The organism is Pirellulales bacterium (assembly GCA_035533075.1).
GTDB lineage: Bacteria > Planctomycetota > Planctomycetia > Pirellulales > JAICIG01 > DASSFG01.
The window spans coordinates 21,019-34,650 of sequence record DATLUO010000226.1; the positions used below are offsets into that span (position 1 = coordinate 21,019).

At 62.8% G+C, this 13,632-nt stretch carries 11 protein-coding genes; 6 read left to right on the forward strand and 5 right to left on the reverse strand.

Annotated features, from left to right (window positions below; genetic code table 11):
• The first annotated feature begins 56 nt into the window (after window positions 1-56).
• The 4 genes from VNH11_28830 to VNH11_28845 all read left to right on the forward strand — a co-directional run bounded on the left by VNH11_28830 (window position 57) and on the right by VNH11_28845 (window position 7,043).
• Entirely contained in the window at window positions 57-527 is a 471-nt protein-coding gene (locus VNH11_28830; protein ID HVA50392.1) for a MaoC family dehydratase, read from the forward strand.
• A 141-nt stretch (window positions 528-668) separates the two neighbouring features.
• The gene (locus VNH11_28835) at window positions 669-1,655 is read left to right on the forward strand and encodes a DUF6655 family protein (GenBank protein HVA50393.1); all 987 of its coding nucleotides are present in this window, start codon (window positions 669-671) and stop codon (window positions 1,653-1,655) included.
• Window positions 1,656-2,032: 377 nt separating this feature from the next.
• Window positions 2,033-3,424, forward strand: coding sequence for an efflux RND transporter periplasmic adaptor subunit (locus VNH11_28840; protein ID HVA50394.1), 1,392 nt, complete (start codon window positions 2,033-2,035; stop codon window positions 3,422-3,424).
• Window positions 3,425-3,515: 91 nt separating this feature from the next.
• Window positions 3,516-7,043: an efflux RND transporter permease subunit gene (locus tag VNH11_28845; GenBank protein ID HVA50395.1), complete on the forward strand. Its 3,528-nt coding sequence runs from the start codon at window positions 3,516-3,518 to the stop codon at window positions 7,041-7,043.
• A gap of 84 nt (window positions 7,044-7,127) precedes the next feature.
• On the opposite strand, the gene VNH11_28850 is transcribed toward VNH11_28845, so the two are convergent.
• Window positions 7,128-7,385 carry a hypothetical protein gene (locus VNH11_28850; GenBank protein HVA50396.1) on the reverse strand — a complete coding sequence of 86 codons (258 nt, stop codon included), beginning with the start codon at window positions 7,383-7,385 and terminating at the stop codon, window positions 7,128-7,130.
• Window positions 7,386-7,638: 253 nt separating this feature from the next.
• Here VNH11_28850 and VNH11_28855 point away from each other — a divergent pair, with 253 nt between their 5' ends.
• Window positions 7,639-8,484 carry an ATP-binding protein gene (locus tag VNH11_28855; protein ID HVA50397.1) on the forward strand — a complete coding sequence of 282 codons (846 nt, stop codon included), beginning with the start codon at window positions 7,639-7,641 and terminating at the stop codon, window positions 8,482-8,484.
• Here VNH11_28855 and VNH11_28860 read toward each other — a convergent pair.
• The 3 genes from VNH11_28860 to VNH11_28870 form a co-directional block, all read right to left on the reverse strand.
• Window positions 8,393-9,031, reverse strand: coding sequence for a hypothetical protein (locus VNH11_28860; protein ID HVA50398.1), 639 nt, complete (start codon window positions 9,029-9,031; stop codon window positions 8,393-8,395). The two genes, VNH11_28855 and VNH11_28860, sit on opposite strands and share 92 nt — an antisense overlap.
• A gap of 175 nt (window positions 9,032-9,206) precedes the next feature.
• Entirely contained in the window at window positions 9,207-10,376 is a 1,170-nt protein-coding gene (locus VNH11_28865; protein HVA50399.1) for a hypothetical protein, read from the reverse strand.
• Between the two features lie 39 nt (window positions 10,377-10,415).
• Entirely contained in the window at window positions 10,416-10,607 is a 192-nt protein-coding gene (locus VNH11_28870; protein ID HVA50400.1) for a hypothetical protein, read from the reverse strand.
• A gap of 494 nt (window positions 10,608-11,101) precedes the next feature.
• On the opposite strand from VNH11_28870, the gene VNH11_28875 reads away from it, so the two are divergent.
• Window positions 11,102-11,986, forward strand: coding sequence for a M48 family metalloprotease (locus VNH11_28875; protein ID HVA50401.1), 885 nt, complete (start codon window positions 11,102-11,104; stop codon window positions 11,984-11,986).
• A 46-nt stretch (window positions 11,987-12,032) separates the two neighbouring features.
• On the opposite strand, the gene VNH11_28880 is transcribed toward VNH11_28875, so the two are convergent.
• Entirely contained in the window at window positions 12,033-13,574 is a 1,542-nt protein-coding gene (locus VNH11_28880) for a hypothetical protein (protein HVA50402.1), read from the reverse strand.
• Window positions 13,575-13,632 lie beyond the last annotated feature (58 nt).

The window sequence follows — 13,632 nt, forward strand, 5'->3', positions numbered from 1 at the left end:
GCCGACGACCGATTGCCGCCCTATACTGCGGAGAACGTGGTCGAAGCAGGTTGTGAATGGCAAAACGAGTGATTCAGGGGCTGAAAGGGCTGCAAGCGCTCGTCGGGCAGCACCTGGGCACGAGTTCGTGGGTGACCGTGACCCAGGAACGCATCGACGCCTTTGCGGCCGGGACCGGCGATTTTCAGTGGATCCATTGCGATCCGGCGCGTTGCCGCACGCAGTCGCCCTATGGCACCACCGTGGCCCACGGCTTTCTGACGCTCTCGCTCTGCAACTGCATGGTGCAGGAAATCTTCGAGATCGAAGGCGTGCAGATGATCCTCAACTACGGGGTCAACCGCGTGCGCTTTCCCGCCCCGGTGCGCGTCGGCTCGCGGGTGCGCATGAGTTGCGACCTGGCGGCCCTGAAGGAGACCCGCGGCAGCGTGCAGGCCACCTTCAAGCAGAGCTTCGAGGTGGAGGGCGAGAGCAAGCCCGCCTGCGTGGCCGAAACCGTGGTCCGGATCTTCTTTGCCGATCCTTGAGGCCGCCTGATTCCTCCATTTTTCCCCATCGTCGAAAACACCGGCAACTCGCGTTTAGCTCCGCGGCCTTGCTCGCTATAATCCGCGGCCCAGCCTGCCACGGCAGCACGTCCCATTGGCCGCCCACTCGACCTGTTTCTGATGCGCTTGTTTTATCTCTCCGTCGCCGCGCTCGCCTCGCTGGTGCTGGGGTGCGGCACCACGAAGTGGTCCGACACCGCGCGCACCGCGACCGAGCAACTGCTCCTGTCGACCGCCATCGACCGGGCCGTCGGCGCCATGGACTTCGCTCCCTTGACGGACAAGTTCGTCTACCTGGACGTCCAGTACCTCGATTGCGAGGACAACAAGTACGTGGTCAGCACGCTGCGGCAGCACATGCTCGCCGAGGGGTGTGTGCTGATGCCCGATCCGGCCTCGGCCGATTACGTCGTCGAGGTCCGCTCCGGCGCGGTGGGCACCGATCACCACGACGTCCTGGTCGGGGTGCCGGCGATCAGTGTGCCGACGGGAGTAGGCAGTTCCACGGGCATCCCCGAGATCCCGTTCGCCAAATCCACCGCCCAGAAAGGCATCGCCAAAATTGCCTGCTTTGCCTACAACCGCGAGACCGGCCAGGCCGTCTGGCAATCGGGCGCCTACCCGGTGGTCTCTACAGCGAAAGACTCTTGGTTCCTCGGTACGGGACCGTTCCAACGCGGCACGATCTACGATGGAACGCACTTCGCGGGGAGCCGCTTCATGTTCATGCGCAAGCAGGGGGTGGCGCCGTTGCGGACGCCCGACACGCCTTTGACGACTCAGGCCGTATTCCCCCATCGGCCGGCACTGGTGCGCAAGCGTCCGCCCGCCACGGGAAGCAACGATGCGCCCAAATCGGCCGGCGGAGGCAGCGGCGGTCCGCAACAAACCGTGAGCGGAAGCAGCGGACCGTCGCTTCCCACCGGCACGTCCACGGCGGGCACGGGCAGTTCGTCGGGCAACCTATCGGGCGCCGGCACCTCGACCGGACTGCCGGCCGGGCAGGTGGTGCGTCTGCCGGCGCTGCCGGCTCCGCAATCGACGAGCGGCGGGTCGAATTCGGGAGGTCTGAGTTTGATCCCCGACTCGTGGCTTAAGTTGAAATGAACCCGCTTTCCAGGCGAGGGCCCGGTCGAGCCTGGGCCGCAGCCGTAGGGTAGGACCAGCGAGCTTGCGAGCGCCGGCCCACCGTGGGCGACGTCGATTACGGTGGGCCGGCGCTCGCAAGCTCGCTGGTCCCACCCTACGTTCTTTCTCACGAGTTGGGAGTCTCGTTGTTTCGGCAGCATCGCCCGAAAATCGCGGTTCTGCCGGATAGTCCGCTCAGGTCCCCACTTGGCCTCTCTTTTTTCGCCCGCCAAACGCGATTCTGCCACCCTCCGCCGAATGCGCAACCTTAAACCTTTGTCATCACAGAACTTGGACGGTGCTGGTTGCTTGCCCGGCTCTCTCGCCGGTTGTAGGTTTAGGGAAAAGGCAGCAGCATGCAAAAGCGAACCATCGGCATCTTGGCGGTCGTCTTGGCAGTCGTTTGCGGCGCCGTCGCGGTTGCCCGATGGCCGCGGCTCAGCGAACTCTGGGCCAGCCGCAAAGGCAAAGACAAGGCCGACGAGACGGTGTTCGTCGATCAGGCCAAGGTCGCACGCTTCATCGAGCTGTTGCCCAGCGTCGTCGAGTTGAACGGCATCCGCACTGCCCCGGTGACCAAGCCGACGCGCAAACGAAGGCTCGAGCTCCGCGGGCAGCTCGATTTCGATCCCGACAGCATGGTCCACGTACACGGCCGTTTTCCCGGACAAATCGTGTCGCTGCGGCAGGTCGATGAGCCCAACGCCGAACTCCACACGCAATCGTTGAAGACGAAGCGCGACATCGCGGTCATGGACCACGTGGTGCAAGGGCAGGAAATCGGGATTCTGTGGAGCAAGGAGTTGGGTGAGAAAAAGAGCGAGCTGGTGTCATCGCTGATCCGTCTGCGTGTCGATCGGCAAAACCTGAAGCAGACCCTGCGGACCTATGAAGAAGGGGCCGCCCCGGAACGGACGGTCCGCGAGGCCACGCGGCTCGTCGAGCAAGATGAGACCGATGTGGAGAAGGCCCGCATGACGTTGCGAAGCTGGCTGTTGAGCAGCCCGGAAATCGACGAGGTGGCGGCCGAAGCCGACCGGATCCATCGGGAGCGGGGCGAGCGAATCGTGCCGTCCACGCGGATCGTGCAGGTGGAGAACGAATGGGCGCGCGTCAAAATCGAGGCGCCGCGCAAAGGCACGATCGTCGAAAAAAACGTGGCGGTGGGCACGATCGTCGATACCAACACCGACCTGTTCAAGATCGCCGACCTCTCGCGTTTGCGGGTCGTGGCCAACGTTTATGAGGAGGATCTGCGTTACCTGGAACAGATGCCGCGGCCGATTCCCTGGACCATCACCGTCAACTCCATGCCCGGCATGGAACCGATCAACGGTTTCGTCGAGCATTTGGGCGCCGTGATCGATCCGGCCGAACACGTGGCCCTGGTGTTTGGGAAGGTGGACAATCCGCGCGGTGAATTGGTGGCGGGCCAATTCATCAAGGCGGCCATCGAACTACCCGAATTGCCCAACGTCGTGGAAATCCCGACCCGCGCCTTGGTCGAAGACGGCAAAGAGAGCGTGGTGCTGGTGCGGGTTGACAAAACGCGGTTCCGTTACGCGCCGCGCCGCGTGCTGGTGGTAAGGCGCTATCACGACGTGGTCCGCGTCCGCAGCACGCTTACCGACGCCGAACGCGAGCAGGGACTGGAGGAGCTGCACGAAGGCGAAGAAGTGGTGGCGGTGGGAGCGTTGGATCTCAAAGCCGCGCTGTCGCAGCAGGAATCGCTGGAGAAGGAACCGTAGGCCCACCGACATTTTGGATTTTCGATTTTGGATTTTGGATTCTTATAGTTCCAATCCAAAATCGAAAATCCAAAATCCAAAATCCATTGCCATGATCGCCAAACTCATCCACTGGTCCATCACCAATCCGCTGGTGGTCGTTTTGTTGGCCATCTCGCTGGCGGCCGTGGGCGGCTACGCCTTCATGAACGTGAACGTCGAGGCCTATCCCGATCCCGCCCCGGCCATCGTGGAGGTCATCGCCCAGGCGCGCGGCCGCTCGGCGGAAGAGATGGAACGCCTGGTCACGATCCCGTTGGAAGTGGCCCTGGCCGGCATGCCCGGCCTCAAGTACACACGCAGCAAGTCGCTGTTCGGACTGACCTGGATCAACAACCAGTTCGAATACGGCGTCGATTACCTGAGCGCCCGGCAAGAGGTGATCAACCGCATGCTGATCGCCGAGCTGCCGCCCGACGTCGAGCCACAAATCTCGCCCCGCTCGCCCATCGGCGAAATTTTGCGCTACGCCGTCACCTGTCCCAAGGACGCCTTCGGCAACAACATCTACGAGTTGAGAGACCTGCGCAGCCTGCAAACCTGGACGTTGGAACGCGAGTTCCGCCGCGTGCCGGGCATCGTCGACGTCACCAGTTTCGGCGGCGTGATGAAGCGCTACGAGATCCATCCCGACCCCGACCGGCTCAAAAAATACGGCATCACCTTGGACACGCTGCAGCAGGCCATCGCCGACAGCAACGCCAACGTGAGCGGCGATTACCTGGTACAGGGCGAGACCGCCGCCGTGGTGCGCGGCCTGGGTCTGATCGGCCGCGGACGCGATCCGATGCAACACATTCTGATGAAGACCGATCCGGTCGAAGCCCATGAGTATCTGCGCGCCGAAGAGCGGCGTCGGCTTCGGCAGATCCGACAAATCGTCGTGACCACGACGAACAACGTGCCGATTCGCGTCGATCACCTGGTCGAAGGCGGGTCGCTGGGGCCGGGCGAGGAGTTCAGCCCGCAGGGCGTGGTCGTCGGTCACCTGACGCGGCTGGGCAAGATGGCCCTGAGCCGCCCCTTGCGCGACCGCGAAGGCCGCGTCGTCGTCGATCGAGAGAACAACCGTCTGTGGGTCGACGAAGAAGAAGCCATCCAAGGGCTGGTCTTGTTGCGAAAAGGCGCCGAATCACTCCCCGCACTCAAACTCGTCAAGGCCAAGATCGACGAACTCAACAACATCCCCGGCCGGTTGCCGCCCGGCGTGCGGATCGAGACCTACTACGACCGCACCGATTTAATCAGCACCACCACCGAGACGGTACACGAGAACCTGCTCGTCGGCATCTCGCTGGTGACCGTGATTCTGTTGATGTTTCTCTCCAACGTGCGCAGCGCGATCATCATCGCCGTCAATCTTCCGCTGGCCTTGATGTTCGCCTTTTTTGTGCTCTTCTTGCGCGGCAAGTCGGCCAATTTGTTGTCGATCGGCGCGGTCGACTTCGGCATCATCATCGACTCGACCGTGATCATGGTCGAGAACATTTATCGCGTGCTCAGCGCCGGCAAATACGCCGAATTCAGCATTACCGAGCGGATTGTGCGGGCGGCGCACGAAATCGAGCGCAGCTTGCTGTTCTCGACGTTGATCATGGTCTGCGCGCTGTTGCCGCTGTTCACCATGACCGGCCCGGAGGGCCAGCTCTTTCGCCCGATGGCCGAGACCTACGCCTTTGCCCTGGGCGGGGCGCTGCTGCTCTCCTCGACCATCGCGCCGGTGCTGTGCCTGCTGCTGTTTAGAAACCTGAAACCGAGCCGCGATAACTTCTTGGTCCGCTACCTGAAACACGGTTACTTGCGGAATCTGGAATTCTGCCTCAATCATCGCTGGTTTGTGGTGGGGACGTTCAGCGTCTTGATCGCCTTCACCATCGCGCTCTTGCCGCATTTGGGCCGCGAATTCATGCCGCCCTTGGAAGAGGGCCACCTTTGGATTCGCGGCATCTTTCCCGTCAGCATCTCGCTGGAACAAAATGCCGAAAGCTCCCGGCTGGCCCGCCGGGTGATGCAAAAGTATCCCGAGGTCGAGATCGTCGTCTGCCAGCTCGGGCGTCCCGAGTCGGGCACCGATCCGATCGGTTTCTACAGCGCCGAGTTCTTCGTGCCCCTCAAGCCATTTGAAACGTGGCCCGCCACCACACCCACCCACGGCTGGCGACGCTGGTTCGCCGCCACGCGGCCGCGCACCAAGCCCGAACTGATTCGCGCCATGAGCGGCGAGCTGGAGGAGCTGTTACCGGGCGTCAACTGGAACTTTTCGCAGGTCATCCGCGACAACGTGCTGGAAGTGCTGTCCGGCGTGCAGGGCGAAAACTCGGTCAAAATCATCGGTCCCGACCTGGACACGCTGGAGAAGCTCGGCCAGCAGGCCGTCGCCGTGATGCGCGGCGTGCCCGGCGTCAAAGACGTGGGACTGTACCGGATTCAGGGGCAGTGCAACCTGGAACTGCCGATCGACCGCGAGAAGTGTTCGCTGTGGAACGTCAGCGTGGCCGACGTGAACAACGTGATCGCCGCCGCCATCGGCGGAAAAAAGGTGTCCGATATGATCGAGGGTGAAAAGACCTTCGACATCATCGTCCGCTGGCCGCAACGGCTGCGGCAAGACCAGACCGACATCCTCAGTATTCCGGTCGACGTGACCGACCAGCGCGTCACGGAGGGGTTCGCCGGCGGCGCCGGCGCCACGCCCCTTTCGGGCGCCAGTCAACGGGTGGCCTCGATCGGCTCGTCGAGCGCGTTGCCTTCGTTGACGGGCAGCCGCTCGACCTCGCTCGACATCAGCAATTCGCCGCGCGAGCGGTTGGCCGATCTGGTCACGCCGCTGGCGGCCGATTCCGACCTGGAAACCCTCGACCCCCAAGGCGACTTTGTGCGGCCCGGCGCGTCGATGATCACCCGTGAAATGGGCAACCGCATGGTGGCCGTCAAGTTCAGCGTTCGCGACCGCGATCTGGGCGGCACCGTCGCCGAAGCCCAGCAGCGCGTGGCGCCGTTGATTCCGCAGGGCTATCGCGTCGCCTGGAGCGGTGAGTTTCAACAGATGGAAGAGGGCGAGCGGCGATTGATGGTCATCATTCCCGTCTCGCTGGTCTTGATCTTCATGCTGCTCTATCTGGCCTTCCGTTCGCTGCTCGATGCCGTCGTCGTTTTGATGAACGTGGTCGAGCTCTCGTTGGGCGGACTATGGGCTTTGTATCTGACGGGGACGAACTTCAGCATCGCCGCGGCGGTCGGTTTCGCCTCGATTTTCGGGGTGGCGGTGATGGACGGTCTGCTGCTGGTGTCGTCGTTCAATCAATTGCGATTGCAGGGTCTGCCCCTGCGCGAGGCGGTTCTGCAAGGGGCGGAGCGCCGCCTGCGGCCGGTGATGATGACCGCGCTGACGGCGATTTTCGGCCTGTTGCCGGCGGCCGTCTCGACCAAAATCGGCGCTCAGAACCAGAAGCCGCTGGCCATCGTGGTGGTGGGCAGCATGATCACGACGTTGTTTCTGACCCGCTACCTGATGCCGGTTCTGTACAGCTTTTACGGCGAGCGTCAGCCGCCCGAAGACGCCGGCGGAATGGCGCATTGAGATGATACTTCACGTGGCCGAGAGTGAGACGTTTTGCCGCGAGGAAAAAGTGGTGGCTGGGGCAGAAGCGGGCCGGGTCGCGGGTCAGGCCGCACGCGACAAGCCGAGCAACCGGCGCAGCGGGGCGCTGAGCGGCAGCCGACTCACGCCATCTTCGCGCGCCAGCGCGGTCAGCACAATTTGCAGCCGCTCTTGGACGCTCAGCGCAAGATCGAGAAACAGGTGCTTTCGTCCCATGATCTCGCAATCGCCGCCCGCCCCGTCCAGCCATTCTTGCCGCACGCGGTAACCAAGTGCGCGGGCCGCCCCAAGCGCCTCCTCCAATAACTCGACTGTGTGCATCCCAGCTTCTCCAAATGACCTGCATGAGGCAGCAGGCTTCGGGCATGCTGTGCAGACTTTGCCGCGTACCTCACGCCCGACGCCTGACGCCTGACGCCTCAAACGGTGGGCCGGCGCTCGCAAGCTCGCTGGTCCCACCCTACGTCTCCCCTCGCTCCCTCCCAAAAACCGGCGGCGGATTATAGGTCAGCAAGCTACAGTTGCCCAGCCGACTGCGACGATTCCTTAGAAAGCCATTCCAGGGAGGTGCCTCATGTCGATCGGCGGTGACGAAGCGGACTTGCGCGAGCAGGTGACCAAGCTTAAAGAGCAGCTTGCCCATGCCCAGCGGCTGACGGCGCTGGGCGAGTTGGTGAGCACCACCACGCACGAATTCAACAACGTGTTGATGACCATCATCAACTACGCCAAGCTCGGCCTGCGCCATAAGGACGCCGCCACCCACCAGAAGGCCTTCGACAAAATCCTGCAGGCCGGCAACCGCGCCGCCCGCATCACCAACGGCATCCTCGGATTCGCCCGAAACCGCTCCGGCAGCCCCGAGCCGACGGACATGGCCAAGCTGGTCGACGACACGCTGTTGCTGCTGGAACGCGAAATGGCGAAGTACCGTGTGGCGGTCGAGCGGCAAATCGACGAGGTGCCGCGGGCCCGCGCCAACCCGAACCAGATTCAGCAGGTGCTGGTCAACCTGCTGATCAACGCCCGTCAGGCGATGCCCCAGGGCGGCCGCGTGCTGGTGCGGTTGGCTTATGATCGCGAGGCCGACATGGTTGACTTGGCCGTGCGCGACAGCGGTTGCGGCATACCGCCCGACGTATTGCCCAGGATATTCGAACCGTTTTACACGACCAAGCGCGGCCCCGACGCCAGCGGCAAAGGCGGCACGGGCCTGGGGCTTTCGGCCTGCCGCGACATTGTGGAGGCCCACCAGGGACGAATCCGCGTGGAGAGCGCCGTCGGCAAGGGGACGGCCTTCACCATCAAGCTGCCGGCCGCCCGTGCGGTTACGGCGGCCCCGGTGGCGTTGCCGCATATAACCGCGGGCCGCGCAGAAACCACGGCGGCTGGAGTCCCAACCGCACAAACAACTGGTTGATCATCTTCTGCTCCAGGTTCGGGTCGCGACCCTGGGGAATCCAGCCGGTGACGGTCGGCTGCTGTCCCACGGGCATTTTCACATGCCGCTGCGAGGTTTCGTTCCGCAGCACGCCCGATCCGGCCGTGGCAAAGAGCGGTTTGGGCACGTCTTCCAGTTCCTTGAAGACGGTCACCTGCACGTTGAAGCCGCCTTCGACCGGAGATATCAGCACATTGGCTTTGCGGCGGTAAGACTGGAAGGTGCTCTCCAGCTTGTCGTAGAAGGTCACGGTGTCGCTGAGCCACGGCTCGGCCAGCGTGGAGCTGGCTTCGGGCCAGGTCCGAATCTCGCCGACCGTCAACGTGTTGTCGATCAGCCGCACACGCTCTTCGCGTTCGATGCGAAAATGGTCGTCGACCACATCGACCAGGGCATTGAAAACGATTTCGGGGTCGGGGACCGGCACGAAAACCGGGTTGGGATGCCGTACCAGCAGCCAGGGCGTGCCGCAGCCGAGGCAGGGCAGCAGCAGCGCGAGCCAGGCGATGTAAAGCGAGCGACCCACCGGGGACCGTTCGAGGGTTGAGGTGGCAAAGACGTGCGGAGAGCAAGGGTGGGTAGTGTGGCAAGAAGCATCGTCCGTTGCAAGACGAACTTGTGCGATTGCGGTTAGCTGGGTAAAGTGCGTTGCGAATCCGGCAGCAGCAGGCATGCCAGCCACGGGCCGAACTCGATCCAGGTCACAAACGGCAAGGCCCACGTCCAGTACCAGGGATTTTGGGTGGGCGACAAGAGCCAAAAAACCAAGCCAAGGTATGAAATGCGGCCCGCAACCACGTCGATGCGTTTGGCTCGGCGGCCGCGCGCCAAGCCAGCGTCAGGGCCATGAGAACGAAGGCCAGGCTCGTCGCGACGCGGACCAGCAGAAAGGCGCTCGTCTTGGGCGAAACGTCGAGCCGCTGCGCGAGTGGCGAGACAAGCCGCTGCCGCCAACTCTCCGGCAGAAGGGCGAACCAAGGCCGCTCGGCGGCGGGCGTTTCGGCGAGCGGCTTGACGTTTTCGATCAACAGCATGAATAGAAAGTCGTTCATCTCCCGACGGCCCAGGAAGGCTTGCAGTCCGCGGCTGGGGGCTTGCGGCGCCAAGGCGGCGTCACCGGCCGGCAAAGGTGGTAGATCGTCTTGTGATTCGGTCGACAGCGCGGGTGGTGGGGCCACGGTGCGTGGAAGCATCGGCCAAAGGACCGCCGTGGTGCAGCCGGCGAGCAGAATGCCGGAGCGAAGTCCCTCGCGCCAACCGCGACGGCGGGCGATGGCGACGAGAAACAGCGGCGCCAGAATAATCGGATAGAGTTTCGCCCCCTCCGCCAGGGAAAGGCACACCACGGCGCACACCAAATATCCCCGTCGTCGTCGTTCGCTCACATGTTCATCAAGCAGGGCATGAACCGCCGCACACACGGCGGCCGTGGTCAGGCAAACGGCGATTGCATCGAGGTGCCCGCTGTTGGCAAATTCCTTCATCACGAGGGGACACCAGGCGTAGGCCAACGACCAACCGACATGCCGACGCGCCTGCCGTAACAGGGTCATCACGAGTGAAAGAGTGGCTAGGTCAAAGACCAGCAAAAGCGCCTTGATCGAGAGAAGGTGCCTGGCCACGGTCTCCTGATCCTGCAAGAGCTTGAGGGTGGTGGTCAGCACGAACGCGAAGTTCTGGCTGTGGTGAATGGCCTTGGCGATCGCCAACCACACCAGATTCACCAGATTCAAAGCGCTGCGGCCGATGCGCACGTCCGCTCGACGCGCGGCTTCGGTAAATACCTCGGCCGTGAGCTGCTTGCCAAACGCACGGACATCGTGTTGACGAATGTCGTTCCATACTTTATCCCTGAGTTCATCCTTGAACACGTTCGAGCCCTCCTGGCTAAGTTGTTGTGGAAAAATAAATTAGGCCAGCGAGGGCTTTTTCAAGTCAAGACCAGGCTTACTGCCATTGGGGCAAGCCCGGACGGTGGCGGAGCGGAACAAATCTCGCCGCAGGTCATTGACCGTCTGCCAGCAATACGAAGCGGCATCGCCCAAAAATTCCACCGCAGGCTCTTTGGTTCTCCTTTTTCCGCTGAAGGTGATGTTGGCCACGCGGGCCAACAATTCCCGCATCCGCCTGATGGTTAGACGCTCTTCCTCGCTAAAAAGTTCCACATTTTCTGCCGCGCGATCTTCCCGCTGCGGGCCATACGGGCGGGCGAGGGACCAAAAGCGTTTGCACGACGCTCCCCAACGGTGTACGATCGAACTAACTATTTGGGCTTCGTGGCGCCGTGGGTTCGCCTTGCTCGGTGGCGGGCCCACGTGGCGGTTCGCTGCTTGACGGGTTGAACTGGCCTGTGGCGAATCGAGAACCTCTCGACGGTCAAAAGAACCTGATCGCGGATCGGCGATGTCGGAATTGATCGGAACGCGAGGATCCAGGCATGAATGCGGAGATTTGTGCTCAGGCGATTTTAGAGTTGCGGTGCTGCACGACACGAGGCTAAACGGTGGTCGTTATGAAACACTACCTGATCGGCGGAATCGTAGTCGGCGGCGTCATTGGGGCCGCGTTTCTTATCATTCGCGGCGAATCGGAGAAAATGCGCGAAACGATCCGCGACGCTGCGCGTGAGACGCGAGAAGATTTGGCGCATGACGCGGTTAAAGAAGGAATTGAAGGCGCGGCCGACGCGGTGCATGAGAAGATCGCTGAGAAGGCGACGCTCGCCAAGCCGGAAGAAGTGGTCGCAGGTGTTTTCGACGTGTTCCATGGCGCCACGAAGGCGGCTGACGAGTTGGGGCTGAAGATCATCGGCCTCGATACCGACGAGGAAAATCAATGGGGCGACAAGCTCGCCGAGGCGATGCGGGCCAACTCGAAGCTGCTCGAAGATCCGCGGGCGCTCGAGCGCATCGAGCGGACCGCGGCGCCCCTCATCAAACAATGCCGTCGCAGCCGCATCAGGTACACGTTCGCCGTGCTTGACGATCCCGAAATCAACGCCTGCTCCATTCTCGGCGGGCATGTCTTCGTCAACAGGGGCTTGCTTGAGTTCGCCGTCGGCGACGCTGAACTGCAGTTTGTGCTGGGTCATGAAATCGCCCATGTCGAGCTCAAGCACTGCGTAAAGAGGATGAGCTACGCGGCCCGTGCCACGCAACTTGCCTCGGTGACCGCGGGAAACTTGGTGGCGATTCTTCACGCGCTTGTGTCAGCCGGTTATTCCGAAGACGAGGAGTTCGCCGCCGATGAATGGAGTGCGCGCGGCATGACGTCGGTTGGTCGCAGTGCTGATGAGATTCTGTCGTTCATCAGGCGATTTAACCGGTTCTGCGACGACCACGGACTCGAAACGAGACCGTCAGCGAAGCCCGAAACCGTGCTTGCGACGGTAAATCGCGAGCTTGGCGATCATTTCCGCACGCATCCACCGGGCCGCGAACGATTGCGCCGATTAGAGCTGCTCACCAGGAGCGGTAAGTAGCGGATCTCAAGGAAGCATTTTCCAAGGCAATTACAGTTAGCTGGCCCTACTTGCCGCGAGGCTTGGCACTGCCGTTGACGACCAGCGCGAGCGCGTCCACAACCAAGCCCTGCCGTTTGTGGATGCCGATGACCGGCGCTCCATCGCCAGTCAGCGTGTATTCTAGACCCAATGCGGGGTACCCCATCCACTCGCTCACGTAAGAATCGTTCTTGTCGAGCGATCCTCCGTCTTGGATGCGCATGAAGACCAATTGCAGTGCGTTCACATACTTTCGTGAGCTTACGTGTACGGCGCCCACCGCGTAGCCCTCGCGGGCGATGGCTCCGTAAATGTAGGTGTTCGGCCGCTCGAATGAGAAAATCGGCAGCAACTGGCCGATACACTTCTCCCCGAATTCGCCCGGCGCACACTCGACCCCAACCAGGAATCCGGCATCCGTGACCAGGCGCTGCGCACCGCCGCCCATGCTGTTGCCCGCGAAAGCGGTGTCTTGGCCCAAGTTGTCCTTGGCGAATGGATTGAAAAGCCTATTACGGTTTCGCGCGGGTTTAGCACGCGCGGCTGCCACCTTCTCCGGTTTCGACGACGCTTTTCGGGCCGCCCTCTCCAACGATGGCCAACTTCCTGGCGGCTCGATGGTCGTCTCGCGACGTTGCGCCTGTCGGGCCCGTTCGGCTGCCTGAGCCTTTACCTCTGCCCTCATTCGCTCGAAGATATCGTCGACCTGCTCGTCATTCGGAAAACCTGGTACGGCTTGCGGAGGGGCAGGCGAGATCGGTTCGGCGGTTGCCTGGGGCCCGGAAGACGGTTGGGCACCTATCGAGGGCGACTGGTCTACGCTCACGTAAGGTTGAACCGGACTAACGCTGGGGCTGGACGGCGCGGGTCCGCGATTTCCAGGCTGCCCGGACGGGTAAGGTCCGCTGGCGATCAACACCGTGCCAGCCCGCGACGAGTCGACGTCGCCCACTGTGGCCTGAGAATCTGAATCGGGCGATCGGCCGGAGAAAGCAACACCCAAGAGCGCGATTGGCACGCAGCACCCGAGCAGCACAAACCAAACCCAGATTGGCGGCATGCCGAGTCGGGGCCGCGCCGCCGGTCGGAGCGGACCGGTCCCAGCGGGGACCGCCGCAACGGGGGCCGCCCACGCCGCAGTCGCGCTGGAGAACGGCCTACGTTCGGGCCCGGCCACTTGCGTTTGGCCGGCGAAGCGGCGAGCGGTGTCGGCGGGCGCCGCAACGGGCCGCGACGCAATCGGTGGCCGACCGGGCGGCTGGTCGGCCGCCTTGGCCGGACGCAACGGAGGGACGAACTCGTCGTTGCGCCGCTCGGCGTCGTAGCGCGAGCGTTTCAGCGGGTCGAGGAGGCAAAGCTTGGCCGCCGCGATTTCATTCAGCAGGCGGGTCGCTTCCGCGCCATACTTTCCGGTCTGGAAATTTCGCACGTAGGCGCTTTGACGCACCACCGCGGCGTTAATGACCTCCGTGTCCCGCTCGTCGGGCGAGATCCCAAGCAACTGGTAATGCGTTGGGGGACGTCGTCCCTCGGGGATACCCAGCCATTTGCGATACGGATCGAACATCGAAGCTCCACCCTTCAAATATGCGTTTCGCGCTGCGGTGCCGCATGCGCGCCGGCCC

Coding starts and splice junctions, on each gene's coding strand:
- VNH11_28830 (HVA50392.1), top strand. CDS start 57: ATGGCAAAACGAGTGATTCAGGGGCTGAAAGGGCTGCAAGCGCTCGTC.
- VNH11_28835 (HVA50393.1), top strand. CDS start 669: ATGCGCTTGTTTTATCTCTCCGTCGCCGCGCTCGCCTCGCTGGTGCTG.
- VNH11_28840 (HVA50394.1), top strand. CDS start 2,033: ATGCAAAAGCGAACCATCGGCATCTTGGCGGTCGTCTTGGCAGTCGTT.
- VNH11_28845 (HVA50395.1), top strand. CDS start 3,516: ATGATCGCCAAACTCATCCACTGGTCCATCACCAATCCGCTGGTGGTC.
- VNH11_28850 (HVA50396.1), bottom strand. CDS start 7,385: ATGCACACAGTCGAGTTATTGGAGGAGGCGCTTGGGGCGGCCCGCGCA.
- VNH11_28855 (HVA50397.1), top strand. CDS start 7,639: ATGTCGATCGGCGGTGACGAAGCGGACTTGCGCGAGCAGGTGACCAAG.
- VNH11_28875 (HVA50401.1), top strand. CDS start 11,102: ATGCGCGAAACGATCCGCGACGCTGCGCGTGAGACGCGAGAAGATTTG.
- VNH11_28880 (HVA50402.1), bottom strand. CDS start 13,574: ATGTTCGATCCGTATCGCAAATGGCTGGGTATCCCCGAGGGACGACGT.